A 24,793-nucleotide genomic window follows, 5' to 3' on the forward strand; every position below is an offset into this window, starting at 1 on the left:
GGAAGGAATGAGGGTTAACATGAAAAAAATAAAAAACAGGGCAGCAGCCCTTCTTGTTCTTGTGCTTGTTATCCTGATGGCAGGCGCATGCGACAAAAAGACGGGGGCGGAGGATTGGACAGAGGAGAAAGCCGCGGGAACGGACAGCTCCCTGTCCGGGAACCCGGGGACGGTTCCTGTTATACTGACCACGGCATCCATGTATGGCGGAACCGATGCCAATGCGGGAAGATACCAGTCGATTAACAGGCAGTTCACAACAGATTATCCCTATATTACAATTGAGGATGATTCCCAGACCTCGGATCAGGACTGGAAGGCGAAGATTGCCGCCGATTTTGCCGTGGGCAATGAACCGGATGTGATACAGTATTTTACGGATTCCAATGCCAGCGATGTCCTGGCAGCGGGCAAATTTGTTTCCATTGCCGAGATTAAGGAGGTATATCCCGATTATGCGGCGGACATCCTGGATACGGCACTGGAGGCCGCGGCCAATCCGGACGGGATTCAGAGGGCGGTGCCCACTACAGGCTATTGGGAAGGGCTGTTCTGCAACAAGGATCTGTTTGATCAATTTGATCTGGAGCTTCCGACGGACTGGGACAAGCTTCTTAAGGCAATTGAAACCTTTCGGGAGAACGGTGTGATACCCATTGCCGTTTCACTGAATAATGTGCCCCATTACTGGATTGAATTCTTTCTGCTGTCCGCGGCAGGTCATGAGAATTATATCCAGATTCCGAAGACGGCGCCCGAGGACTGGTGCAGGGGGCTTGAGATGTTCCGGGTCCTGAGGGAGATGGGAGCATTTTCGGAGAATGCGGACAGCATTGACAATGATTATGCGGGAGAGCTGTTTAAGAGGAAGGATGCCGCAATGCAGATGGAAGGCTCCTGGTATCTGAACAGCATCCCGGACCAGGAGAATACGGTGGTCATCGCTCCCCCGTCCATTCCCGGCGGGAAGGCCGAGGAGGGAAGCATTGTGGGAGGGATTTCCTCCGGCTTCTATATCACCAGGAAGGCATGGGAGGATTCTGATAAGAGGGATGCGGCGGTGAAGTTTGTTATGGCTCATACCAATGCCCAGGCCATTGCTCTTTACTGGGGAGGCAACGGTCAGGCCACCGCTAAGGTGGAGCCGCCAAAGGAGCTGACCCCCCTTGGAATCTCCGGCCTCCATCATGCGAATTCTGCCACCAGCACCTCCTCCCCCACGGATTCCCGTATCTCTCAGGAAGCCTACAGCACTCTGGTGGCGGGGATTGCTAAGGTGTCCACAGGCGAGAGATCGGCGAAGGATTTATTGGATGAAGTTCTGGAAATCAACGCAAAAGGAGAATTCAATGTACCAGGTAGTAATTATTGATGACGAACCAATCATTGTTGAGGGAATATCCCGCATGGTCAAATGGGATCAGTATTCCTGTAAAATTGCGGCCACTGCTTATGACGGCATTGAAGGTTCGCAGGTGATCCGGGAGTACAAGCCGGACATTGTGATTACGGACATCTCCATGCCGGATATGGACGGACTGACCATGATTGCCGGGTTGAAGTCGGAATTCCCCAATATGGAGATCAGCATTCTCACCGGCTACCGCCGGTTTGAATATGCCCAGCAGGCCATCCGGCTGGGAGTAACCCGGTTTCTTTTGAAGCCTTCCAATATGGAAGAGCTGGAGGAAGCCATCGCGACCATGGTGAATAATCTGAAGGAAAAGCAGCCGCCGGCAGCAACGAATCATCCTGCCGGGGGAGAAGAAACAGCCGTTGAGGAACGCTATGATAATGAGGCCAGCAATTTTATTGTGAATAATGCCATGAAATATATTGAGCAGAACTATCCCCATAAAATCACCCTGTCCGAGGTGGCTGAAAAAACCTATGTCAGTCAGTGGCATTTAAGCAAGCTGCTGAACCGTCATCTGGGCCAGAACTTTTCCGAAATCCTGAATAATGTTAGAATTAAAGAGGCCCAGAGGCTTCTTCGGGATCCTTCCCTGCGTATCGGGGATATTGCGGAACGGGTGGGATTTGTGGACATGGCCCATTTCTCCCGGGTTTTTAAAAAGAATGTTGGGATTTCCGCTAATGAATATCGGAATACTTTGTAGCGGGAGTAACCCCATCTTAAATTTATATCTTGTGATATTAACCGGAATATATTATGATGTAAGGGTGCGATAAAAGATAATGGGATTAATTTGATAGGAGTGATAGACATGGCATCTGTTATTGATGGCAAGAAGATATCGGCGGAAATCAAGGAAGAGCTTAAGGTTAAGGTGGAGAACCTGGCACAGGAGGGTGTTTCTGTAACCCTGGCTGTGATACAGGTGGGGAAGGACCCTGCCTCCAGCGTGTATGTAGGCAATAAGAAGAAAGCATGTGAATATATCGGAATCCGCTCCCTGTCCTATGAGCTGGAGGAGAGCACTTCTCAGGAGGAGTTGCTGGCGCTGGTTGGCAGGCTCAACGAGGATATACAGGTGAACGGTATTCTGGTCCAGCTTCCTTTGCCCGCCCATATGGATGAGGATCTGGTCATTCAGACTATATCCCCGCAAAAGGATGTGGATGGATTCCATCCACAGAACGTAGGGGCTTTGAGCATCGGACAGAAGGGCTTTGTCTCCTGCACGCCTGCCGGTGTGATCCAGTTGTTAAAACGCTCCGGGATTGAGATTCAGGGCAAGGAATGTGTTGTATTAGGCAGAAGCAATATCGTCGGCAAGCCCATGGCTATGCTGATGCTTAGGGAGAATGCCACGGTGACCATATGCCATTCCCGCACGGTGAATCTCAAGGAAATAACGAAGCGGGCGGATATTCTCATCGTTGCCATCGGCAAGCCCAGGTTTGTGACGAAGGATTATGTCAAGGAAGGTGCCGTAGTCATTGATGTGGGAATCCATCGGGATGAGAATAACAAATTATGCGGTGATGTGGATTATGCGGATGTGGCGGAGCATGCGTCAGCAATCACCCCGGTGCCCGGAGGAGTCGGTCCCATGACCATTGCCATGCTTATGAATAATTGTGTGGAATCAGTGAGCTGAGCACGAGGAAGGTTGAAAGAAATAGAATGAATATTTATTTTATATCCCTGGGTTGTGATAAGAACCTGGTGGACAGTGAGAATATGCTTGGTATTCTTCATGAGAACGGATACCGGATTACCAGTGAAGAAGCGGAAGCGGATGTCATCATCGTCAATACCTGCTGCTTTATTCACGATGCCAAGGAAGAGAGCATTACCACCATCCTGGAGATGGCGGAATATAAGAAGAAGGGCACTCTGAAAGCCCTCATTGTTACAGGATGTCTGGCAGAGCGCTATAAGGAAGAGATCCTCAGGGAAATTCCCGAAGTGGACGCCTTGCTGGGAACCTCCAGCTTTGCCGGAATTGTGGAGGTGCTGAAGGGGCTTACGGACGGAAAACAACATACGCATTTTGAATCTCTGGAGGTTCTGCCTAAGAGCAGCGGCAAGCGTATGCTCACCTCCGGAAGCTACAGCGCGTATCTGAAAATTGCCGAGGGCTGTGATAAGCACTGTACCTATTGTATTATTCCCCAGGTGCGCGGGAATTACCGCAGCGTGCCCATGGAGGAGCTGCTCGGGGAAGCGGCTTATCTGGCGGAACAGGGAGTGAAGGAATTGATTCTGGTGGCCCAGGAGACCACCCTGTACGGGAAGGACCGGTACGGAGAGGTCCGGCTGGCACAGCTGCTTCATGAGCTGTGTAAGATACCCGGAATTGCCTGGATCCGGATTCTTTATTGCTATCCGGAGGAGATCACGGATGAATTGATCGAAGCCATGAAGCAGGAGCCTAAGATCTGCCGTTATCTGGATATTCCCATCCAGCATGCCTCGGACCGTATTCTGAAGCTTATGGGACGAAGGACCAACCAGGCGGATCTGAAGAGAATCATCGGGAAGCTTCGGAGCAATCTGCCGGACATTGTTCTAAGAACCACCCTCATTACGGGTTTTCCTACAGAGACTCAGGAGGAGCATGAGGAACTGCTGGAATTTGTAAGGGAGATGCGGTTCGAACGGCTGGGAGTCTTCCCCTATTCCAAGGAGGATAATACCCCGGCTGCCGGATTGAAGCCCCAGATTCTGGCTAAGGTGAAGAAACAGAGACAGAAGGAGATTATGAAGCTCCAGCAGGGCATTGTATTTGAACAGAACGGGAGCCTGGTCGGCAGGACCTGTGAGGTGCTGATCGAGGGCAGGATTGCCGATGAGGATCAGGTATATATCGGAAGAACCTATCGGGACGCTCCCCAGGTAGACGGATTTTTGTTCCTGAATTCTGAGCGGGAGCTGATCTCCGGGGATATTGTCACAGTGGAGGTAACAGGAGCGAAGGACTACGATCTGATCGGAGAATTGGCGGAAGGGAGACATAATTGTGAATCTACCGAATAAAATTACGCTGTTCCGGGTATTTATGATACCGGTATTTGTGGTGTTTATGCTGGTGCCTTCCATCCCCGGCGGCAGAATGATAGCAGCGGCGGTTTTTATTATTGCTGCTTTGTCCGACCTGCTGGATGGCTATCTTGCCAGAAAGAACAATCTGGTGACCAATTTCGGAAAATTTATGGATCCTCTTGCAGATAAGCTCCTGGTATCCAGCGCATTGATCTGCCTGGTGGAACTGGGGTTATTGCCGGCCTGGATTGTAATTGTTATTATTGCCAGGGAATTTATCATCAGCGGCTTCCGTCTGATTGCATCCGATAACGGGGTAGTGATTGCGGCAAGCTGGTGGGGGAAGATAAAGACCGTCGTACAGATGGTGATGAGTATTATGTTAATTATTAATCTGGATTTTGTATGGATCAATGTTCTGGAGCAGATAGCTGTCTACCTGGCTGCGGCTCTGACGGTGATCTCTTTGATTGACTATATGATTAAGAATAAAAAGGTGCTGACGGAACATGACAGTTGAATTAATCAGTGTAGGAACAGAATTGCTGCTTGGCAATATTGTCAATACGAATGCGAATTATTTGTCCAGGAGATGTGCGGAGCTGGGCTTTTCCCTCTATTATCAGACGACGGTCGGGGATAATGAGGGCAGGCTTTGTGAAAGTCTGAAAACGGCCCTGGGACGTTCTGATATTGTGATCCTGACCGGAGGACTGGGCCCGACCCAGGATGATATGACGAAGGAAGCGGTGGCAAAGACCCTGGGGCTGGAGCTTGTTATGGAGGAAGCCTCCCGACGGCATATTGAAGAATATTTCCATTTCCGCTATCAGAAAGAGGTCAGCGCGGCGATCACGGAGAATAACTGGAAGCAGGCTTTGAAAATCCAAGGCTCGAAGGTGATTGGAAACAATAATGGAACCGCGCCCGGCTATATTGTGGAGACGGGAGAGAAGACGGTTATCCTGCTGCCGGGCCCTCCGGGAGAGATGCTGCCCATGTTTGAAGAAGCCATCTATCCGTATCTGCAGGCAAAGCAGAGCAAGGTATTCCTGTCCAGCATGGTGAAAATATGCGGAATCGGAGAAAGTAAGGCGGAGACAGATATTCTGGATCTGATCGAGGCCCAGACCAATCCCACCATTGCACCCTATGCCAAAAGCGGAGAGGTGCATTTTCGTGTCACTGCCGCGGCAGATTCTGCCGAAGAAGCCAGGAAGCTCATTGATCCGGTGGTGGAGGAACTCACCCGCCGTTTCGGAGATTTTATTTATACCACCCGGGAGGAAGAAACCCTGGAGGAGGTTGTGGTAAAGCTGCTGCAGTCGGGGGGCCATACCATAGCAACCGCAGAATCCTGTACCGGAGGTATGCTGACGGGACGTCTGGTGAATGTTGCCGGGGTGTCCGAGGTATTAAAGGAAGGCTTTATCACCTATTCCAATGAAGCGAAGATGAAATATCTGGGGGTGAGCAAGCAGACTCTGGCTTCCTATGGGGCCGTCAGCGGGGAGACCGCCAGAGAAATGGTGCTGGGAGCCGCCAGAGCCGCAGGAGCGGATACCGCCCTTGCGGTTACGGGAATTGCGGGGCCGGAGGGGGGGACCCGGGAGAAGCCGGTGGGCCTGGTCTATATTGCTTCCCTGGCAGGGGGTCAGGTAAATGTGAAGGAGCTGAGGCTGAAGGGCAACCGCCAGAAGATCCGGGAGTCAAGCGTAATCAGCGCACTGGACCTGCTGAGAAGAAGCCTGCTTATGGAGGATAAAAGCCGATAACAGTGCCTGCCGCTGGAAGGAGGATATGGTGCTCCCTCCTGCGGCAGGCATTGTTATGTAAATACTGGCAGATATCAACAGGATTAGCATCAATTCCCATGAAATTTTTATAAAATGTTCCATAATACCATAGAAATGACACAGTTGTGGACTATCGTGAAAACAGTTAATAAAAGAAAGTACACGTTGTAAACAACGTACACAATTAGCAGATGAGTCCATGACGGGCAGGACATAGTGCAAGAAAAGAGGTTATTATGGAACGAAGAAGGAAATTATTGATGTTGATAATCATCGTTGCGGGATTATTTTTTCTGGCTGGATGTGATATTGTACACTTTGGTTTCTTTAAAGGATCAGAGGACGAGAAAAACAGTCCCACAATAACTCAGGCCCCCTCGGAAAAGGAGCCTGAAGAGGAAGAACCGGGAAAGACCTCCGAAGGAAACGGAGAGGATACTCCCGAACCGGGCGATTCCGGGGAGGCATCCGCAACTCCCGCTTTGACACCGGGCGCAGAGAACGTTACCCCTGGAGAAATCAGACCTACGGAGAATACCGAGCTTACCATCTATACTGTGAATGTGAGCACAGGAGGACCGGAGAATGTAACTGCACTGGTTCCTGCCGATGCGGAAATCACCCCTCAGCTCATTGTTGAGAAAGTAGTGGAAGCCATGGCGGACCGTTCTCTGGATGTGGGGATTGAGAATGTCACAACCCAGGGCGATACGGTTATCGTCAGCTTTTATAAAGACAAGGCGCCCCTCAGCGAGATGGGCTCCGGCTATGAGGAATCAATTCTGGATGCCATAGCGCAGAGTCTGGTGGATAATTTAGAGGATTATAATAAGATTATATACCGTGCGGAAGGCGAAGCCTACACCAGCGGTCATATTGCATTAGGCTTAAATGAAATATATTTGGAGGATAAGTAAATAGGCATTATTTCATTAGGTAATTGCGGTACAGATAATTTGTATTCGACAATTACCTAATAATATGATGAAAGCGTCAAAAGCACCTCCGGTGCTTTACGGATGCAATATATTGATATGCAAACATGCTTGCATATCAATATATTGCATCCGTAAAGGTGCGCAGCACTTTTGACGCTTTCGTTATATTATAAAAATAAACAGTGAAGGTCGGTACAGAATGAGTAAGATCTACGTGATAGGCGGCGGAGCCGCAGGAATGCTTGCGGCAATCGCAGCAGCCCGCAGAGGGCATAAGGTTATATTGCTGGAGAAGAATGAAAAGCTTGGGAAAAAGCTGTATATTACCGGCAAGGGAAGATGCAATCTTACCAATGCCTGCGACCGGGACACCTTCTTTGATCAGGTGGTCACCAATCCCAAATTTCTGTTCAGGGCATATCATACCTTCAGCAATTATGATGCCATGGACTTCTTCGAACAGCTGGGGCTCCCCCTTAAGGTGGAGCGGGGGAACCGGGTCTTTCCCGTTTCCGATAAGTCCTCGGATGTCATTGCCGTATTGAAGAAGGAGCTGGAGCGTCAGGCTGTTATGGTAAGGTATCATAGCGAGGTGACAAAGCTATTGACCCGGGACGGCAGCTTTTATGGTCTGATGGTGAAGAATTCCGGGGAGGCCTTTCTGGGGGACGGAGTAATCATTGCCACCGGAGGTTTGTCCTACCCGGTGACAGGGTCCACCGGTGACGGCTACCGCTTTGCCAGGGAACTGGGCCATACGGTAACCCCCCTGCACCCCTCTCTGGTCCCCCTGCATACGAAGGAGGAGTATGTCAAGGATCTGATGGGACTTTCCCTGAAGAATGTGGAGGTTACGGTAACCGTAGGTGCAAAGCAGATTTACCGGGATTTCGGAGAGCTGATGTTCACCCATTTCGGGGTAAGCGGTCCGGTCATCTTAAGCGCCAGCAGCTTTCTCCTTCCTTATCTGCAGAACAGGGAACCGGTCACCTTAAGCATTGATCTGAAGCCGGCCCTGACATCGGAGCAGCTGGACGCCCGAATCCTGCGGGATTTCGAAGAATTTAAAAATAAACAATTTAAGAATTCCCTGGACCGCCTATTGCCAAATAAACTAATAGATGTTATTATTCGTCTATGCCCTATTGATTCGGAAAAGAAAGTAAACTCCATTACCAAGGAAGAGCGGCTGGCTCTGGCGGAGCTGCTGAAGCACCTCACCTTCCAGATTACGAGGCTCAGCGACTACAATCAGGCCGTTATCACCAAGGGCGGTATCCAGGTAAAAGAGGTCAATCCTTCCACCATGGAATCAAAGCTGGTGAAGGGTGTGTATTTTGCGGGAGAGGTTCTGGATCTGGATGCGCTGACAGGGGGCTATAATCTGCAGATCGCCTGGTCGACCGCCTGGCTGGCCGGACAGTCCGCAGGTCTGTAGCTGCGGAACATGACAATGATATTCCTATGGTATTCAATGGTGAGAAAACGCACATTTGAATAAATGACAGACGGCAGTCCGTTTGTCCTATGTTAATGAAACTCGGAGGTAGGTTGCTGTGAATATTTTCAATATTGCAATTGACGGGCCGGCCGGTGCCGGTAAGAGCACCATAGCAAAAATCCTGGCTAGAAAACTGAATTTTATCTATGTGGATACCGGGGCGATGTATCGGGCTATGGCACTTTATTTTCTAAGAAATAATATCGATGCATCGGATAGCGGGCGAATTGAGGCCGCTTGTAAGGAAGTGGATATCACCCTTGAGTACCGGGACGGAGAACAGGTTGTCCTTTTGAACGGAGAGAGAGTCAACGAATATATTCGCACGGAAGAGGTGGGTAATATGGCCAGTGCTTCTTCTGTGAATAAGGCTGTCCGGCTTAAGCTGGTGGAGCTTCAGCAAAGCCTGGCGAAGAAGGAAAGCGTGGTTATGGATGGCCGGGATATCGGGACGTATGTGCTGCCCCGGGCTGATCTGAAGATTTATCTGACTGCCGGCACCAGGGAGCGCGCCAGAAGGAGATGGGCTGAGCTGAGGGAAAAGGGTCAGTCTGCGGATATGGATGTGATAGAACAGGATATCATTGACCGGGACCATCGGGACATGACCAGGGAATTCGCACCCTTAAGGCAGGCGGAAGATGCTGTTTTTCTGGATTCCTCCCATATGTCAATCGATGAGGTGGTGGAATACATTCTGGAACTGTACCGCAGTTCCTGTAACCGGAAAGAGGGATAACCGATTGAAAATTACAATTGCAAATACTGCCGGTTTCTGCTTCGGTGTAAAACGGGCGATGGATTTGGTAGATCAGGAAATTCAAAGCGGACGTCCGGTCTATACCTTCGGACCGATTATCCATAATGAAGAGGTAGTGGCCGATTTAAGCAAAAAAGGAGTCCAAGTTGTTGAAACTCCCGAAGAATTAAAAGTTTTACCGGCGGGTACAATAATCATACGTTCCCACGGTGTTTCTGAAACGCTGCAGGACGAGCTGTCTTCCTGCGGACATAAATTGTTGGATGCCACCTGTCCTTATGTGAAAAAAATACATAGGGTTGTCAGGAAAAAGAGTGAAGAGGGATACCACATCGTTATCATTGGCAATCCGCTTCATCCGGAGGTACAGGGAATTATTGGATGGTGCCATACCCTTTCAGGGGACTCTTCTTCCGGTTATACTGTCATAGAAAATGAGGAAGAAGCCGGGAACTTCAGTGCTTCCGGGGCTCAGAGAATATACATTGTGGCACAGACGACATTTAATTACAAGAAATTTGAAGATTTAGTTGAAATTATATCAAAAAAGGGTTATGATATATTTGTTTTAAATACAATTTGCAATGCCACGGAGGAACGGCAGACAGAGTGCCTGCAGCTTGCAAGGCAGTCGGATGCCATGGTTGTTATCGGCGGAAAGCATAGCTCGAATACGAGAAAGCTTTATGAGATTTGCAAAAATGAATGTGAAAATACTTACTATATACAGAAACTTGATGACCTGGATTTAAACAAGTTTAAATCTTATCGAAACGTAGGTATTACAGCAGGGGCTTCGACCCCAAACAATATTATCAAGGAGGTTCATACCGCTATGTCAGAAAAGAGTTTCGAACAATTATTAGAAGAAGAGAAGGTAGTGAAAATAAACAACGGTGATGTTGTAGAAGGAATTGTCTTGGGCGTCAAAGAAGATGAGATCATCTTAAATATAGGCTACAAGTCGGAAGGTATTATTACGAGAAACGAATATACCAATACGCCCAATCTGGATTTAAGAACCGTTGTAAATGTGGGCGATGTAATGCAGGCAAAGATTCTCAAGGTGAATGACGGGGAAGGCCAGGTGGCTTTAACCTACAAGAGACTTGCCGCGGAGAAGGGCAACAAGAGACTGGAAGAGGCCTTTGAGAATCATGAGGTCTTAACCGCTAAGGTTGCAGCCGTATTAAACGGCGGCTTAAGTGTGGTAATCGATGAGGCAAGAGTATTTATTCCTGCCAGCCTGATTTCCGATACCTATGAGAAGGATCTGGCAAAATATGCCGGAGAGAGCATTGATTTTGTTATCACCGAATTCAACCCGAAGAAGAGAAGAATCATCGGTGACCGCAAGCAGTTAATCGTTGCCAAGAAAGAAGGCTTAAAGAAAGAGCTGTTTGAAAGAATTCATGTTGGTGATACGGTAGAAGGCACCGTTAAGAACATTACGGACTTTGGCGTATTCATCGACCTGGGCGGAGCGGACGGTCTGCTTCATATCTCAGAGATGAGCTGGGGAAGGGTTGAGAATCCCAGGAAGGTATTCAAGGTAGGTGATGTTGTCAAGGCCTTTATTAAGGATATCCAGGGGGAGAAGATTGCCCTCAGCCTGAAGTTTGAAAGTGCCAATCCCTGGATCGACGCAGAGAACAAGTATGCCGTAGGCAATGTGGTTAACGGAGTAATCGCCCGTATGACGGATTTCGGCGCATTTGTTGAATTAGAGCCGGGTATTGATGCACTGCTGCATGTATCCCAGATTTCCAGAGAGCATGTAGAGAAGCCCTCCGATGCACTGAAGATCGGTCAGGAGATTACGGCCAGAGTTGTGGAATTCAACAAAGAGGATAAGAAGATCAGCTTAAGCATTAAAGCCCTGGAGACTCCTGAGAGAGAAGAAGAGGAAGCTCTCGTGCCGGAGGATGGCGAATAATCATAAGATAGGGAAAGCGTATGTCATTACGCTATAGTTAACGGATGATAAAGGAGACTTGTCTTGCTGGGTAGTTACGAAAAGTTTAAACAGTCTATTTATGAGATGACAAAGATTGATTTGAATTCCTATAAAGAACGCCAGATGAAGAGGCGTATCGAGGCTTTGATTACAAAGCATGGAATTACATCCTTTGACGATTATATTGTCCGGCTGAAGACAGACCGGATAGCCTATGATGAATTTATCAATTACATTACCATTAATGTATCCGAGTTCTTTCGGAATCCGGAGCAGTGGGCTTTGCTTGAAAAAGAGGTGTTTCCCTATCTGCTGGAGCATTTCGGCAAGGAGCTTAAGATATGGAGCGCCGCCTGTTCCACAGGAGACGAACCTTATTCCCTGGTAATGCAGTTATCAAAATTCCTTCCCATGGGAAAAATCAAGATTCTGGCGACGGATATTGACAGAACGGTTATGGCCAAGGCCCAGACCGGTTTATATCATGTAAAAAGTCTGAAGGGAGTCCCGGAAGAATTTATAAGCAAGTTTTTTACGGAAGTCAATGACCGGACCTATCAGATTTCTGATCAGGTGAAGGCTTGTGTGGAATTCAAGCAGCATGATCTGTTGAGGGATCCTTATCCCGCAAATTGTGATTTGATTGTCTGCCGCAATGTTTTGATTTATTTTACAGATGAAGCGAAGAATAAGATTTATTCCGAATTTCATAAATCATTGAAAAAAGACGGATTATTATTTGTAGGAAGCACGGAGCAGATTATACAGGCACAGCAAATCGGCTTTCATAATTACAAATCCTTCTTTTATAAGAAAGCATAATTATATTGCATACAAGCCTGCCGTAATTCGGCAGGCTTGTTATTGTCAGGGAAAGTTCGCCCTATACGATAAAATGCTTTGCAAGATGCACATTCTGTGCATGGGCAGGGGTTGCTTGAAAGCAACTGGTTACAGTTCCCGGTGCAGTTGGGTGGAGGACATGATGCTCCCGTAATGCACTGTATGGAAGACACATAATCGGATTTGTATGACATAGACGAATATACTTGTACGGCTATGGCATACAAATCCGATTATGTGTCTTCCGTCCTGTGTGAGGGAGCATCATGTCCTCCACCCAACTGCACCGGGAACTGTAACGGCAATTGCGCGGCAGCTTTATTTTTATAAAAAATGTGGTTGATTTTTAGAATGATATCGAGTATATTGATTTATAGATTGGCTACATAGGATTTTGGTTGAATGGGAGGAGTACAGGTATGATTACGGTTGCAGTGGATGCAATGGGCGGCGATAACGCTCCGGGAGAGATCATAAAGGGAGCGGTCCTCGCAGTTCAGGAAAAGAAGGACATTAAGGTGATATTAACCGGAGAGGAAGAGATCCTTCGCAAGGAGCTGAGCGGGTACGATTATGATAAGGAACGCATACAGGTCGTACATGCGCCGGAGATCATTACCAATAATGAGGCACCCGTTCTGGCCATTCGCCGTAAGAAGAATTCCTCAATTGTTGCCGCGCTTTCCATGGTTAAGAATAAGGAAGCCGATGCCTTTGTATCGGCAGGAAGCACCGGTGCCGTGCTGGCCGGGGGCCAGCTGCTGGTGGGCCGTATTCCGGGAGTAGAGAGGCCGCCGTTGGCCCCCTTAATTCCCACCATGGACGGAGTGTCCCTGTTGATTGACTGCGGCGCCAATGTGGATGCCAGATCTTCTCATTTGGTACAATTTGCGAAGATGGGCTCCATCTATATGGAAAATGTCCTGGGCATTAAGAAACCAAGGGTGGCGATTGTGAATATCGGCGCGGAGGAAGAGAAGGGCAACCAGCTGGTGAAAGAGACCTTTCCCTTATTAAAAAACTGCAGGGATATTAACTTCATCGGCAGCATTGAAGCACGGGAGATCCCCAACGGCGGGGCAGATGTCATCGTCTGTGAAGCCTTTGTCGGCAATGTAATTCTCAAATTATACGAGGGACTTGGAACTGCCCTGGTTAAGAAGATCAAGGCAGGTCTTATGAGTACGACAAAGAGTAAGATGGGTGCCCTGCTATGCAAGCCTGCATTAAAGGAAACCTTAAAGGCATTTGATGCCTCAAAGTACGGCGGAGCTCCGCTCCTTGGCTTGAACGGACTTGTTGTTAAAACCCACGGTAATGCGAAGAGCACGGAGGTACGCAATTCAATCCTGCAATGTGTAACCTTCACCGAGCAGGGGATTAACGAGAAAATCAGATCAAATCTCAGTAACAACGAATAAATCAGGAAAGAAAGGTGACTAAGAATGGAATTTGAAAAGTTACAGAAAATTATCAGTGAAGTATTAAATGTGGATGAAGATGAGATTACAATGGAGACCACTTTTGTGGATGACCTGGGCGCAGACTCTTTGGATGTCTTCCAGATCATCATGGGAATTGAAGAAGAATTTGATATTGAAATCGCAAATGAAGAGGCAGAGAATATCGTAACGGTAGCCGATGCGATTGAGCAGATAAAGAATGCATTGAATTAATCCCGTATTTATTGATCGAAAACGATGAGGGGTACACGGAAGGTACCGCTCTTACATGTGGAAAAGCCCTGTGAATAAGGTTCGCCTTATCTATGGGCTTTTCCATACATAAGGAGGCAGCCTATATGAAATCACGCTTTAATAAGGCAGGTAAAAAAACGGAGGCTTCTCTGCAGGAGCTGGAGAGCAGGATCAATTACCGCTTTCATGATCCGTCTATTCTCTATCATGCCTTATCCCACAGTTCTTATGCCAATGAGATGAGGATGAGTAAGGAAGAGAGCAATGAGCGTTTGGAATTCCTGGGCGATGCGGTGCTGGAACTGGTTACCAGCGAGTACATTTACAGGGAATATGTGCATTTGTCCGAAGGGGATATGACTAAGATGCGGGCAAGCATTGTATGCGAGCAGACTCTGTCTGCCTGCGCCAGGGAACTGGAAATTGGGGAGTATCTGCTTCTGGGCAGGGGAGAGGATATCTCCGGAGGCAGGGAGAGGGATTCTATCTTATCCGATGTGCTGGAGGCGGTGATCGGTGCAATTTACCTTGACGGTGGTTTTACTAATGCAAAAGAGTTTATCAGAGACTTTTTGTTAGCCAATCTGAAGAACAAAGAGCTCTTTTTCGATAGCAAGACTATCTTACAGGAAATGGTCCAGAACAATCATAACGGACAGAAACTCCGCTATCAGCTGGTCTCCGAGGAGGGGCCGGATCATAGCAAAACCTTTACGGTTGCCGTATTCATAGGAAATAATGAGATTGGCACCGGTGCCGGCAGAACAAAAAAAGCTGCGGAGCAGGAGGCGGCCAGCCAGGCCATCCAAAGACTGCGGGAGAGCTGAACCAAAGCGGGACTTTAAGGATTGTGATGAAATATAGTAATTTGGGATAGATAGGAGATTACGGATGTATTTAAAAAGTATTGAGGTTCACGGCTTTAAATCCTTTGCCAATAAGATGCTGCTGGAATTTCATGACGGCATCACCGGCATCGTCGGACCAAATGGCAGCGGTAAGAGCAATGTGGCCGATGCCGTCCGGTGGGTACTGGGGGAGCAGAGTGCAAAGCAGCTTCGCGGCGCGAAGATGGAGGATGTGATCTTCTCCGGCACCCAGATGCGAAAGCCTCTGGGCTATGCCTATGTAGCCATCACCCTTGATAATTCGGATCATAAGCTGCCTATTGAATATGAAGAGGTAACGGTAGCCAGAAGAGTATACCGTTCCGGAGAAAGTGAATATCTGATTAACGGAGCTCCCTGCCGACTGAAGGATGTCAACGAGCTATTTATGGATACGGGAATTGGAAAGGAAGGGTATTCCATTATCGGACAGGGACAGATCGATAAGATTTTGAGCGGTAAGCCGGAGGATCGCCGGGAATTATTTGATGAGGCGGCCGGAATTGTGAAATTCAAGCGCCGTAAATATGCGGCGGAAAAGAATCTGGAGGAAGAGAAGCTGAATCTCTCCCGCATTACTGACATTTTGAAGGAAATAGAGAAGCAGCTGGCTCCTTTGGAGAAGCAGTCCGGTGTTGCACGTGTCTATCTGAAATTAAAGGAGGAGCTGAAGAGCCTGGAGGTGAATCAGTTCCTGAAGGAGTATGACCGGCTGCGCGGCCAGAAGGAACAGCTGGAGGAAAAGCTGGACATTGCATCCTCGGACTATGAGCGGACCAAACAGGAATATGAGAATACCAAGGAAGAGTACGTCCGTCTGGAGCAGCAGCTGGAGGAATGTGACCGGAACCTTGAAGAGGACCGGAACCTCTTCAATGAGCGGAAGCTGCAGAAGGAGAAAGCGGAAGGTGAAATCAAGGTTCTCCAGGAACAGATCAGCGGCCTGCAGCAAAGTGACGAGTATATCCGCAGCAGGATGGAGAATACCCGGAAGGAAACCGATGCCAGGAAGGCAGAGGAGCAGGGATATCTGGCAGAGAAGGATGCCATCGATGGCAAGATTGCCGATATGGATGATCTCCTCAGCGCCGCTTTGGACGAGCTGAACCGGAGCAAAGAGAATATTCTGGCCTATACAAGAGAGATTGAAGAATGTAATAATGGGATCTTTGAATATCTGAATCTCAATTCGGGCATTAAGGGTAATATGCAGCGCTATGAAACCATGCTGGAGCAGAATACCCTCCGCAAAGCCGATTTGAATCAGCGCATTCTGAAGAATAAGAGTGAGGAATGCGTCTATAATGAGACAATAGAGGCGGAGACAAAAAACCTGGGCCGTATTACCGAGAGCATCAACGAATACTCCGCGAAGGTAACCGCCATAGAGCAGGGCATTGCAGATGCTCAAAACCGGATGGATGCCGCCAATAAGGAATATCACGAGGTGCAGGCCCGATATCTGGGAGAACAATCACGTCTGGATTCCCTGATGAATCTGACAGAGCGTTATGAGGGATATGGCATCAGTATCAAGAAGGTGATGGAACAAAAGCCTCATATGCCTGGAATTGTAGGTGTTGTGGCAGATATCATTAAGGTGGACAAGGCTTATGAGACAGCCATTGAGACGGCCCTGGGCGGAACGATTCAGAATATCGTTACCGAGGATGAGGCTACCGCTAAGGAGCTCATCGGATACCTGAAGAAAAATAAATTCGGAAGGGCAACCTTCCTGCCCTTGACCAATATCTCGGCGGGCAGCGGCTCTCAGGGGGATAAGGCTCTTCGTGAGCCGGGAGTTCTGGGAATGGCTAACCGGCTGGTGGAAGCAGACGGAAGGTTCCGGGAATTGATCGACTATCTGCTGGGGCGTATTATTGTAGTGGATCACATTGATCATGCCACCAGCATGGCCAGGAAATTTAATTACACCCTGCGTATTGTAACGCTGGAAGGGGAGTTGCTGACGCCGGGAGGATCCATTTCCGGCGGAGCTTATAAGAATGCCAGCAATCTTCTGGGAAGAAGAAGAGAAATCGAAGAGATGGAAAGGGAGGTTCAATCCCTGAAGCTTAGGACCGAGGAGCTGCTCTCCCGGCGGGAAGAAGCCAGGGAAGCCAGAACCGGACTCCGCGGGGAGCTGGAAGACCTTAAGGCGTTATTACAGGAGAAGTTCCTGGAGCAGAATACCGTGAGCATGAATCTGGAACGGGAGAAGGCCAGAAAGGCGGAAACCGAGGCGGTTTACCAGGAGTATGTCAGAGAATTGCAGGAAATCGAGCTTCAGGCCAGAGATCTGAAGGAGCAGCTGTCGAAGCTGCAGGAGAATCTCTCCCTTAACTCCCTCCATGGTAAGGAGAAGGAGGAACGGATCGAACAGCTGAACGAAAAGCTGGAAGCGGAGCGCAGCCTGGAACAAGCGGCTAACGAGAAGTCTTCCGCCCTTCGGCTGCAGATGTCTGCCCTGGAACAGAATAATCAGTTTACGTTGGAAAACATAAAGCGAATTAAGAGGGAGATTGCCAAGCTCTACGAGGAGGAGGAAACTCTTAATTCAGATATCCTCAAAACCTCCCATGCAGTGGAGGAAAAGAAAGCAATCATTCAGGAGCAGGAGGGGCGGATTCGCTCCCTGGAGCAGGAAATTCTTGTTCAGGAAGAAAAACTCCGGGAACAGACGGCCCGTCGGGAACAGATTACCGGGGTACATAAGAATTTCTTTACGAAGCGGGAGGAATTATCCAACCGCATGAATGAGCTTGACAAGGAGCTCTTCCGGTTAAACGGCCAGAAGGACAGGCTGGCAGAACAGGCGGACCAACAGGTCAATTATATGTGGGAGGAATATCAGCTCACTTATTCCACAGCTACCGAATATCCCGTAGAGGAAGAGATCAGCCTGCCCCAGGTGAAGAAGCAGATCGGTGAGGTCAAGACGAAGATCCGTGAGCTTGGGGATGTCAATGTGAATGCCATTGAGGATTACCGGAATCTTTCCGAACGATATGAGTTTTTGCATACCCAGCGGGAGGATCTGGTTAAGGCGGAAGAAGCTCTGCAGCAGATTATCCGGGAGCTGGATACGGAGATGCGGCTTCAATTCATAGAGAAATTCAAAGCCATCAATGAAGAATTTGATGTTGTGTTCAAAGAACTCTTTGGCGGCGGACTTGCCGGTTTGGAGCTGACGGACAGCGAGGATATCTTGGAGGCGGGAATTCGGATCAATGCACAGCCCCCGGGCAAGAAGCTTCAGAATATGATGCAGCTCTCCGGCGGCGAAAAGGCGCTGACGGCAATCTCATTGCTGTTTGCAATTCAGAATTTGAAGCCTTCCCCCTTCTGTCTGCTGGATGAGATTGAGGCAGCCCTGGATGATTCCAATGTGGGCCGCTTCGCAAAATATCTGCATAAGCTCACGAAGGACACCCAGTTTATCATTATAACCCACAGGAGAGGAACCATGGCGGCGGCGGATATTCTATATGGTATTACCATGCAGGAAAAAGGAGTGTCCACCCTGGTATCCGTAAGCCTGATAGAAGGACAGCTGAACTGATGCCATTTTCCCGCTTAAGTCAGGGGATATGTCAAAATCAAGTGCCGGCAGGACATCAGTATGAAGATTTGTCTTGCGGGTACGGTAATGTAATGTTATTATGTATTTTAATAAACGGAGCACCGGCAGCGCTGCCGGTGTGTCAGTGCGTATAATGGAGGCAATGTTATTCTTATGGGAGAAAACAAATCAGGATTTTTCAGTAAATTAGTACAGGGTCTGACAAAGACAAGGAATAATATCGCTCATGGAATTGATGCGATTTTCAGCGGCTTCTCCAGTATTGATGATGATTTCTATGAGGAGCTGGAGGAGATTTTGATCATGGCCGACCTGGGAATCAACACCACTACGGCCATCCTGGAGAATCTCAGGGAAAAGGTCAAGGAAAATAAAATCAAGGATCCGGCGGAATGCCGTCAGCTGCTGATCTCCAGCATGAAGGAGCAGATGCGGCTGGAGGATACCGCCTATGAATTCGAGAACAGAAAATCCGTGGTATTGCTCATCGGTGTAAACGGGGTGGGTAAAACCACTTCCGTGGGAAAGCTGGCCGGTCAGATGAAGGATCAGGGGAAAAAGACCATGGTTGCCGCTGCGGATACCTTCCGTGCCGCTGCCATTGAACAGCTGACCGAGTGGGCTCACAGGGCCAATGTTGATATTATCGCCCAGAAGGAGGGCTCCGACCCGGCGGCGGTGATCTATGATGCAGTCACTGCGGCAAAAGCCAGGGATGTGGATGTACTTCTCTGCGATACCGCAGGCCGTCTTCATAACAAGAAGAACCTCATGGAGGAGCTGAAGAAAATCAACCGTGTAATCGAGCGGGAATATCCGGAGGCTTATCGTGAGACACTGGTGGTGCTGGACGGAACCACGGGTCAGAACGCCCTGGCCCAGGCAAGGGAATTCAACGAGGTGGCAGAGATCACCGGCATTGTTCTCACGAAGCTGGACGGAACCGCCAAGGGCGGAATTGCCATAGCGATTCAATCGGAGCTTGGAATACCTGTAAAATATATCGGTATCGGTGAGAAAATAGATGATCTTCAGAAATTTAATGCAGAAGATTTTGTAAATGCTCTATTCCAAAAGAATGAGCAGTAATATTTTAACGTGCAGCAGCACGTAGATGGAGGGTAATACCATGATGACACTGGATCAATTTGAAGAAGCTACGGAGGCTGTCAAAAAGGTGATTCTGAGAACGGAGCTGGTCTACAGCAGCTATTTTTCAGATACCACCGGCAACCGGGTGTACTTAAAGCCTGAAAACATGCAGTTTACCGGAGCATATAAGGTTCGCGGCGCATATTATAAGATAAGCACCCTGTCCAAGGAAGAAAGGAAGCATGGTCTTATAACCGCTTCTGCCGGCAATCATGCCCAGGGTGTTGCTTATGCGGCGAAGCTTTATCAGGCAAAGGCCGTCATCGTAATGCCTTCCACTACCCCTTTGATTAAGGTCAACCGTACCAAGAGCTATGGCGCGGAGGTTATTCTATACGGCAATGTATATGATGAAGCCTGCCAGTATGCGCTCCAGCTGGCCCAGGAGCAGGGATATACTTTTATTCATCCCTTCAACGACGAGGTTGTGGCAACAGGGCAGGGAACCATCGCCATGGAGATTTTTAAGGATCTGCCCACGGTGGACATTATCCTGGCTCCCGTGGGAGGAGGAGGCCTGCTGGCGGGTGTGGCAACCCTGGCCAAGATGCTGAATCCCAATGTAAAAGTAATCGGTGTGGAACCGGCGGGAGCCGCCTGCATGAAGGAGTCCTTAAAGGCCGGCCATATAGTAACGCTGCCCCAGATTGATACCATTGCGGACGGCACCGCGGTTAAAACCCCCGGAGATGTGATATTCCCCTATATCCAGAAGTATGTGGATGATATCATCACCGTGGAGGACCAGGAGCTGATTGTCAACTTCCTTGACATCATTGAAAATCATAAAATGGTGGTTGAAAATTCAGGACTCCTTACAGTAGCAGCTTTGAAGCATTTGAATTGCAAGGATAAAAAGGTAGTCAGCATCCTCAGCGGCGGAAATATGGATATCATAACCGTCTCCTCCGTGGTGCAGCACGGTTTAATCCAGAGAGGCCGGGTCTTCACCGTGTCCGTACTTTTGCCGGACCGTCCGGGTGAACTGGTGAATGTAGCCTCCATTATAGCAAAATGCCAGGGCAATGTAATTCGTCTGGACCATAATCAGTTTGTCAGTATTAACCGCAATGCGGCAGTGGAGCTGACCATTACCATGGAGACCTTCGGGCATGAGCACAAGCAGGAGATTGTGCAGGCCCTGATGGATCATGGCTATGATCCTAAGCTGTGCCAGCCGAGCAAGCTATACGAATAAGCTGCATGGTATATAGAAAGAGGATGATTTCACAGGAGCGGGAATGCAGACGGAGTGCATTCTCTCCTCTGTTTCATCCGTATTTGCCCGAAAGCTTAGGGCGGGTTAGTGATCTTACATAAAAAGCAAGGATAAGTTTGTGAATTTCATCAATATAGAAGAACTTTACAATTATTACTGGGACGGATATAATAAGAATATCTTTATATTCTGTTATTCCGTTTTTATTTTTTCATGAATAGCAGGATTAAAGCGTCAAAAGTGCTTTGGCGCTTTAATCCTGGCATATGCGTACACATGTTTCAATTTATATATTGACATGGAACAGGATATCAGTTAATATTATCAATAGAACATTAGTTCGCATATTAGAGGGACACTTTAATAGAAAAAGGAGATTGTTATGGCAAAGGATGATAAGATAAAAGCCCTGGAGACCGCTCTGGCGCAGATTGAGAAGCAGTATGGCAAGGGCTCCGTAATGAAGCTTGGTGATACCAACGCCCGTATGAATATTGAAACCGTTCCCACCGGATCCATCAGTCTGGATATCGCATTAGGCTTAGGCGGGGTTCCCAAGGGCAGAATTCTGGAGATCTATGGTCCGGAATCCAGCGGTAAGACAACCGTTGCGTTACATATGGTGGCAGAGGCACAGAAGCGGGGCGGCATTGCCGGTTTCATTGATGCGGAACATGCTCTGGATCCTGTGTATGCGAAGAACATCGGTGTAGATATTGATAATCTGTATATTTCACAGCCGGACAACGGAGAGCAGGCCCTTGAGATTACAGAGACCATGGTACGTTCCGGGGCGGTTGACATTATTATTGTTGACTCCGTAGCGGCGCTGGTTCCCAAGGCGGAGATTGACGGCGAGATGGGAGATTCCCATGTGGGTCTCCAGGCCAGACTGATGTCCCAGGCGCTTCGGAAGCTTACGGCTGTCATTAGTAAATATAACTGTACCGTAGTATTTATAAACCAGCTTCGTGAGAAGGTGGGTGTCATGTTCGGCAATCCTGAGACGACTACAGGCGGACGTGCATTGAAGTTCTATTCCTCCATCCGTCTGGATGTGAGAAGAATTGAAGCTTTGAAGCAGGGCGGGGAAGTTGTGGGCAACAGAACCCGGATTAAGGTGGTTAAGAATAAGATTGCTCCTCCTTTCAAGGAGGCGGAGTTTGATATTATGTTCGGTAAGGGAATTTCCAGAGAAGGAGATATTCTGGATCTGGCGGCTGATTCCAATATCATTATCAAGAGCGGTGCCTGGTACGCCTATAACGATGCGAAGATCGGACAGGGACGGGAGAATGCAAAGCAGTTCTTATTGGATAATCCCATGATTTGTGAAGAGGTGGAAGCAAAGGTACGGGAGAAGTATATGCTGCATCCTGCTAAAAATGAGAATGAAGTACCGGAATAAGCACTTTTGCTGTATCTGATTAGTAGCTGTCCCGGATGGGGGAAGACAGGTTGTTTTATGAGGAGACCGGTCTTTCTCTGTTCGGGGACAGCTTTTCTTAAGTGTAGTGTAAAGGGACGGACACGTCGTTCTGATATCCGTCTATATCACTGTTGGAAGGGGGAGGCTATGCGGATCACACAGATAACGGAAGAAAGGAAACATGGTTTCAAGGTGTTCCTTGATGAAGAATACGCCTTTCTTTTATATGAGAAAGAGATAGAGAAATATAACCTGAAGGAGGGCATATCCATTACTGCGGAACAATATGAGGAGCTTCAGAACGAGGTCATCTATCCCCGCGGGCTGCAAAAGGCTCTTAACCTTCTGAGGTTTATGGACCGCTGTGAGCAGGAGCTAAGGGGTAAGCTGGCACAGGAAGCTTATCCGGAAGAAATCATAGATCGTGTGATGGATTATATGCGGCATTACGATTATCTCAGCGATGAGCGCTTTGCGGCGGGATTTATCCGTTCAAGAAAAATGCGAAAAAGCAAGCTGATGATAAAAACAGAGCTTTTGCAAAAGGGAGTATCCCAAGAGCTGGTGGACCAGGCTCTTCAGGCGGAGTACGAGGAGGAGCCGGAAGATGCGGAGCGCATTGCAATACAGAAGGCAATTGCCAAAAAGACCGGGGATCCTGCGGCCTTGTCTTATGAAGAAAAGCAGAAGCTGATGGCTTCCCTGTACCGAAAAGGCTTTGACATGGGGAAGGTAAGAGATGTCATAGACTGAAGGCCTGAATAAAACAGGGGGAAAGAATAAAAGGACAAAAGAATAAAAGGATACAAGAAAGAAGAGATAAAAGAATGAAGAGACATAAGAATAAAAGAAATAAACCATATAAATGAAGGGGGATCGAGTCCGTGCCAGCACTTTCCTGGTGATTTGTGCAGTAAAGGGTATGGACATAATCATGATGTATTATGAGCGGTATAAAGAATTGAAGCTGGACGCATCCTTGCTTGGTTTTGAGGCCAGCGGCCAGCAGAGCAATTATTTCTGCACACCCAAAGGTGCGAAAGTAATTGGCTGGACAGGTATGGATGGCATTCATTTCTGTTTTGTGCACGGTTTTGGCGAGATGGTATTTGCGGTCAGCCCTATGAATACGCCTGGAAATTATGTGCATCCGGTGGCCGGGAATTTTATGGATTTCCTGCGGCTTATGCTGGCCTGCAATGATACAGCGGCGCTGGAACAGATCTATTGCTGGGAGCAGGAGCAGTTTGATGCTTTTTTACAGGACAATCCGCCCACGGATGCACAGAAGGCCGTGCTGGATACGATACGGGAGGCGCTGGAGCTTACGCCCATGGAGCGGCCCTTTTCCTATGTCAAGGAGCTGCAGGCGGAATTTGATTACAGCCGCATCGAGTATGCGCAGGAATATCATGAGCAGCTTCCCGGCGAGCCGGAGCCGCTCCCATGGAAGGTTTACTTTGACTGCAACTTCTGGGGGCACCGCGGCCGTGAGAGAGCGGGCAGGGAAATCACTCTCCGGAAGCAGTTCACCTGGAATAAGGAAGTCTGGCATATCCCGGCGGTTTACCTGTGCAGTAAAGGTATCGTTATGGATATGTGCTTGCAGATTCCGGCTGAACGCATCCGCTCCTTTATAGAAAAATGGAATTTCCCCGGGCATGAGGCTCATAAGGCTGAAACCAGGCCTACCGAGGAAGAGCTGCCGCAGATGGATGCAGAAAATCCCCTGACTATTCATGTGGATATCCAAGGAGTTCTGAACGGAACCGTTCTTCACAGCTCCCATGGCTGCGGTGTGTCGTGGAATCCCTGCTTTCCGGAAGGGAATGGATTTGTTGAAAAGGGAGTGGTGGAGCATTACGGACTGGACCCTGCCTGTGGCTGGGTGATCTGGCGTACCGCTTTTCCGTGGACGAAGAAGCGCAAACCGCAGCTTACCACCCTCAGTGTCACACTGAAACGGGAGCTGGCAGCTGTGCAGGGGTCCCATTTCCATACATCAGCGCCCGGTGAGCAGATTACGTTTACGCACCCGGTCACCGGTGCGGCGCATACACTGACGGTACAGGAATACGGGCAGCGGGAAATCGATCTATCCCAGAAGCATTTTAATATCCCGAATATGGAGTTTCCGAGATACTATACGGCAATGAGCTATACACTTTTGCCGGATTTGCCGGATGGTACCTTTAATGTAACAGATTGCCGGCGTTCCGACACACCCCGGCAAAAGGATATCGATTCCATTGAGTCCCATCAATTCAGCGGCATTAGCAGCATTGGCATTATCGGCGGTGCGGATGGCCCGACTGTCCTCCTGTTGGGCAGCGGTCAGAACAGGCTGAAGCAGCATGCGGCCTGTTCCGCATTACACTTTGAGCCTGTAGACAGTGTGGAATGGCGCATGGTGTTCTTTGAAAAGACCTGTGAGGATATTACGCTGGAGCTGATGTAGGTTTTTATAATTCCATTCTCTCATGGCATATTACACCAAAATTCATTAATTTATCCTTGCCTTTTGAGAGTAAGTATAATACAATTAAAATCGGCAGAGAATTGATTTTATAATTACAAT

General features: G+C 48.5%; 20 protein-coding genes. All 20 read left to right on the forward strand.

Annotation, left to right across the window (positions count from 1 at the left end):
- Nucleotides 1-19 precede the first annotated feature (19 nt).
- The 20 genes from HNQ56_RS12000 (at nucleotide 20) to HNQ56_RS12095 (ending at nucleotide 24,673) form a co-directional block, all read left to right on the forward strand.
- Nucleotides 20-1,372 (forward strand): ABC transporter substrate-binding protein, encoded by a 1,353-nt coding sequence (locus HNQ56_RS12000; RefSeq protein ID WP_429146225.1) that lies wholly within the window; start codon nucleotides 20-22, stop codon nucleotides 1,370-1,372.
- Entirely contained in the window at nucleotides 1,350-2,120 is a 771-nt protein-coding gene (locus HNQ56_RS12005; RefSeq protein ID WP_429146228.1) for a response regulator transcription factor, read from the forward strand. The genes HNQ56_RS12000 and HNQ56_RS12005 overlap by 23 nt, the downstream gene beginning before the upstream one ends.
- A gap of 108 nt (nucleotides 2,121-2,228) precedes the next feature.
- A complete protein-coding gene (gene folD / locus HNQ56_RS12010) occupies nucleotides 2,229-3,065 on the forward strand; it encodes a bifunctional methylenetetrahydrofolate dehydrogenase/methenyltetrahydrofolate cyclohydrolase FolD (protein ID WP_429146231.1) in 837 nt (278 codons plus the stop codon).
- 26 nt (nucleotides 3,066-3,091) lie between these two features.
- A complete protein-coding gene (gene rimO / locus HNQ56_RS12015) occupies nucleotides 3,092-4,447 on the forward strand; it encodes a 30S ribosomal protein S12 methylthiotransferase RimO (protein WP_429146233.1) in 1,356 nt (451 codons plus the stop codon).
- Nucleotides 4,431-4,973, forward strand: coding sequence for a CDP-diacylglycerol--glycerol-3-phosphate 3-phosphatidyltransferase (gene pgsA / locus HNQ56_RS12020; RefSeq protein ID WP_429146236.1), 543 nt, complete (start codon nucleotides 4,431-4,433; stop codon nucleotides 4,971-4,973). Before rimO ends, pgsA begins: the two co-directional genes overlap by 17 nt.
- The gene (locus HNQ56_RS12025) at nucleotides 4,963-6,228 is read left to right on the forward strand and encodes a competence/damage-inducible protein A (RefSeq protein ID WP_429146239.1); all 1,266 of its coding nucleotides are present in this window, start codon (nucleotides 4,963-4,965) and stop codon (nucleotides 6,226-6,228) included. Before pgsA ends, HNQ56_RS12025 begins: the two co-directional genes overlap by 11 nt.
- 257 nt (nucleotides 6,229-6,485) lie before the next feature.
- Nucleotides 6,486-7,166: a hypothetical protein gene (locus HNQ56_RS12030; RefSeq protein ID WP_429146241.1), complete on the forward strand. Its 681-nt coding sequence runs from the start codon at nucleotides 6,486-6,488 to the stop codon at nucleotides 7,164-7,166.
- Nucleotides 7,167-7,386: 220 nt separating this feature from the next.
- Nucleotides 7,387-8,625 carry a BaiN/RdsA family NAD(P)/FAD-dependent oxidoreductase gene (locus tag HNQ56_RS12035; protein ID WP_429146244.1) on the forward strand — a complete coding sequence of 413 codons (1,239 nt, stop codon included), beginning with the start codon at nucleotides 7,387-7,389 and terminating at the stop codon, nucleotides 8,623-8,625.
- A 124-nt stretch (nucleotides 8,626-8,749) separates the two neighbouring features.
- Nucleotides 8,750-9,427 (forward strand): (d)CMP kinase, encoded by a 678-nt coding sequence (cmk, locus tag HNQ56_RS12040; protein ID WP_429146449.1) that lies wholly within the window; start codon nucleotides 8,750-8,752, stop codon nucleotides 9,425-9,427.
- A gap of 4 nt (nucleotides 9,428-9,431) precedes the next feature.
- Entirely contained in the window at nucleotides 9,432-11,384 is a 1,953-nt protein-coding gene (locus HNQ56_RS12045; RefSeq protein ID WP_429146247.1) for a bifunctional 4-hydroxy-3-methylbut-2-enyl diphosphate reductase/30S ribosomal protein S1, read from the forward strand.
- A 63-nt stretch (nucleotides 11,385-11,447) separates the two neighbouring features.
- Entirely contained in the window at nucleotides 11,448-12,227 is a 780-nt protein-coding gene (locus HNQ56_RS12050; protein ID WP_429146250.1) for a CheR family methyltransferase, read from the forward strand.
- 440 nt (nucleotides 12,228-12,667) lie between these two features.
- On the forward strand, nucleotides 12,668-13,669 hold the full coding sequence (plsX, locus tag HNQ56_RS12055; RefSeq protein WP_429146253.1) for a phosphate acyltransferase PlsX: 1,002 nt from the start codon (nucleotides 12,668-12,670) through the stop codon (nucleotides 13,667-13,669).
- Nucleotides 13,670-13,693: 24 nt separating this feature from the next.
- Nucleotides 13,694-13,924: an acyl carrier protein gene (acpP, locus tag HNQ56_RS12060; protein WP_429146256.1), complete on the forward strand. Its 231-nt coding sequence runs from the start codon at nucleotides 13,694-13,696 to the stop codon at nucleotides 13,922-13,924.
- A gap of 125 nt (nucleotides 13,925-14,049) precedes the next feature.
- Nucleotides 14,050-14,772, forward strand: a complete 723-nt coding sequence (gene rnc, locus HNQ56_RS12065) for a ribonuclease III (protein WP_429146259.1) — start codon at nucleotides 14,050-14,052, stop codon at nucleotides 14,770-14,772.
- A gap of 64 nt (nucleotides 14,773-14,836) precedes the next feature.
- On the forward strand, nucleotides 14,837-18,394 hold the full coding sequence (gene smc, locus HNQ56_RS12070; protein ID WP_429146261.1) for a chromosome segregation protein SMC: 3,558 nt from the start codon (nucleotides 14,837-14,839) through the stop codon (nucleotides 18,392-18,394).
- Nucleotides 18,395-18,568: 174 nt separating this feature from the next.
- Entirely contained in the window at nucleotides 18,569-19,504 is a 936-nt protein-coding gene (gene ftsY, locus HNQ56_RS12075; RefSeq protein WP_429146263.1) for a signal recognition particle-docking protein FtsY, read from the forward strand.
- A 40-nt stretch (nucleotides 19,505-19,544) separates the two neighbouring features.
- Entirely contained in the window at nucleotides 19,545-20,765 is a 1,221-nt protein-coding gene (gene ilvA, locus HNQ56_RS12080) for a threonine ammonia-lyase (RefSeq protein WP_429146266.1), read from the forward strand.
- A gap of 403 nt (nucleotides 20,766-21,168) precedes the next feature.
- Entirely contained in the window at nucleotides 21,169-22,194 is a 1,026-nt protein-coding gene (recA, locus tag HNQ56_RS12085) for a recombinase RecA (RefSeq protein WP_429146267.1), read from the forward strand.
- Nucleotides 22,195-22,362: 168 nt separating this feature from the next.
- Nucleotides 22,363-22,968 carry a regulatory protein RecX gene (locus HNQ56_RS12090; RefSeq protein WP_429146270.1) on the forward strand — a complete coding sequence of 202 codons (606 nt, stop codon included), beginning with the start codon at nucleotides 22,363-22,365 and terminating at the stop codon, nucleotides 22,966-22,968.
- Nucleotides 22,969-23,080: 112 nt separating this feature from the next.
- Nucleotides 23,081-24,673, forward strand: coding sequence for a hypothetical protein (locus tag HNQ56_RS12095; protein WP_429146273.1), 1,593 nt, complete (start codon nucleotides 23,081-23,083; stop codon nucleotides 24,671-24,673).
- Nucleotides 24,674-24,793 lie beyond the last annotated feature (120 nt).

This window comes from Anaerotaenia torta, assembly GCF_050433395.1.
GTDB lineage: Bacteria > Bacillota > Clostridia > Lachnospirales > Lachnospiraceae > Mobilitalea > Mobilitalea torta.